The organism is Pelotomaculum terephthalicicum JT (assembly GCF_022410535.1).
Lineage (GTDB): Bacteria > Bacillota > Desulfotomaculia > Desulfotomaculales > Pelotomaculaceae > Pelotomaculum_D > Pelotomaculum_D terephthalicicum.
Genome location: NZ_JAKNBL010000084.1, coordinates 1 through 2,545 on the forward strand (window position 1 = coordinate 1; position 2,545 = coordinate 2,545).

A 2,545-nucleotide genomic window follows, 5' to 3' on the forward strand; every position below is an offset into this window, starting at 1 on the left:
CTTCCGTTCCTCATCAGAAAGCCGGACATGGTATCTTACTTTTGGCAAGGCATACCCCTCCCTCCTGGGAAGAGTATAACATAAAAATAAGTTTTATTATAGATTCAGTGTTAACAAACTACTAGTATATTGTCAACACTAAAGCTATAATATAATTCATTTTCATGGTATACTCTTTCCAGGGAGGGAGGGGTATGCCTTGCCAAAAGTGAAATACCATGTCCGTCTTTCTGGGAGTGAACGGAAAACCCTGCTCAAGATGGTTTCAAAGGGTTCCGCCTCAGCCAAATCCATCATGCACGCCAATGTGCTACTGGCTGCTGATGAGAACGGCGGGGGCGGTAGAAAGAGCGTAGCAGAAATCGCACAGCTCTTTAATGTTCACTCGCAAACGGTTCAACTGTTCGGCAACTGTATTCTGAAAAAGGGCTACAGGCTGCGCTTGGCAGAAAGAAGCGCAAGACGCCGCCCGTTGCGCCCAAGATTACCGGCGAGGTAGAGGCTAAGATAATTGCACTTAGTTGCAGCTCTCCGCCGCCTGGACGATCCAGATGGTCATTAAGGTTGTTGGCTGATAAGGCGGTTGAGCTGCAGTACATTGACAGCATCTCCCATGAGGCTGTGGGGCGGCTTTTAAAAAAACGAACTAAAACCCCATCTTCGTAAATGCTGGTGTACTCCTCCCGAACAAAATGCCGCCTTTGTCGCCTGCATGGAAGACATTCTGGATTTGTACCAGAAGCAATATTGCAGACTATATCCGGTCATCTGCATGGACGAAAAACCGTACCAGCTTCTTGATGAAACCAGGGAACCGATACCGATGAAGCCCGGGAAGTCAGAACGCAGGGACGGAGAATATGTCAGAAACGGAACCTGCAGCATCTTTGTCTTCACAGAACCGCTGGCCGGATGAAGGCACATGACGGCCTGTGAAAGAAGAACTCGGGTTGACTGGGCAAATCAAGTCTGGGAACTGCTTGATGTTTATTATCCAAAAGCGCATAAAATCCGATTAGTGGTGGATAACCTTGACACTCATACCATGGCATCGCTTTACGAAGCATTTACGCCGGATGTAGCCAGGAGCCTGGCCAAACGCTTGGAAATCCACTACACACCGGAGCACGGCAGTTGGCTCAACATAGCCGAAATCGAACTGAGCGTAATGACCAAACAGTGCCTGGAACGCAGGATTTCTTCAATAGATTCCCTCCGTCTTGAACTGGCGGAATGGGTAACCGCAAGAAACAGAAACCAAAAAGGTGTTGACTGGCAGTTCACGACCAATGATGCAAGAATCAGCTAAAGCGGCTTTATCCACAGTTTAAGAGTTGACACTGTACTAGAGAATTATTATTTTATTTGGCAACTGTCTTCCCACCAAGCATCAGGTATATATTTATTGCTTCCTTGTTTTCCCACCATCTTACCTAATACGGGGCTCAATGTCGATGCTTTGAGATAAAAAGTATGTCGTAATACACCTATTTTCCTAAAAACTAACTTTATTAATGCCATCTTAATTGTTTCAAATAGTACAATCTACCGTTAAATTCGTACTTGATGATAAATAAGTATAAATTATTTACTAAAGAATATAAATAATTAACATATAAGCTTTTATTTAATTCATCGATACTAAATCCAGATACATTAATTAATGAAGAACTTGTAAAAGTTTTTTTATTTAATAGGATATATTTGACATATTCATTATTTCTAAAAAAATTATAATCATTTCTTTTAATTAATTCGCTCGAATCTATATACTCATAAAACGCAGTTTTATTGCAATCATTTAAGTATGATTTTTCTAATGAGAAATAATATAGTATAGGATTTACCTTGCCAGACAATATCATATTTTTAAATAGTTCTTTTGCAAACTCATTGATACCCTTTAATTGAATTATGTAGGGAGTTCCATTTCTATCATAAGGTACAACTACACGCGTAAAAATAGTTGTTAAATTATTTATTGCCTCTTCAATTAACATATTTTTATCAAGTATAATTGAACTTACAACTTGTGAATCAAATTCTCTTTGAAAATAATACTGGTAAGCTAATGATATTTGAATATTTATATTGTTATATATGATGTTTTCAATAGATTTGATATCGATATTCCCAGTTTTTTTACTGCTGAAAGTTTTTATATTATGTTGAGCAAAATTATTCACTGTATTTTGTTTAATCTTATTGTATTCAATTTCGATAAACATTTTTTCACCCATTCTAATATTTATTTTGTTACTATTTTATTAATTCATTCCAGGCATCAGTAGTTACTTTGCCTGGAATGAATTATGTTTTATGGTTTCTTATGGTCTGTATACAACTGATGAAGCACTACCTTTATAAGTATTTGTTATTGTTTTAAGAACCAAATTGCTCCATCCAACTCTTACTGCTTGCATATTACGCTGAGAAAAAACACCTAAACCGCCGAAGTTGAACACTTAGACCGTTTTAATTGAACAGTCTCTCCGCAGAAACTGTACATTGATAGCCAAATAACCACATGGTATACTCATAATGC

1 protein-coding gene and 1 pseudogene are annotated in these 2,545 nt (G+C 38.2%); one reads left to right on the forward strand and one right to left on the reverse strand.

Annotated features, from left to right (window positions below):
- Positions 1 to 199 precede the first annotated feature (199 nt).
- Positions 200 to 1,338, forward strand: a pseudogene (locus L9W92_RS18515) (IS630 family transposase).
- A 173-nt stretch (positions 1,339 to 1,511) separates the two neighbouring features.
- Here the strand turns inward: L9W92_RS18515 and L9W92_RS18520 are convergent.
- A complete protein-coding gene (locus L9W92_RS18520) occupies positions 1,512 to 2,240 on the reverse strand; it encodes a hypothetical protein (protein WP_240085216.1) in 729 nt (242 codons plus the stop codon).
- Positions 2,241 to 2,545: the final 305 nt, after the last annotated feature.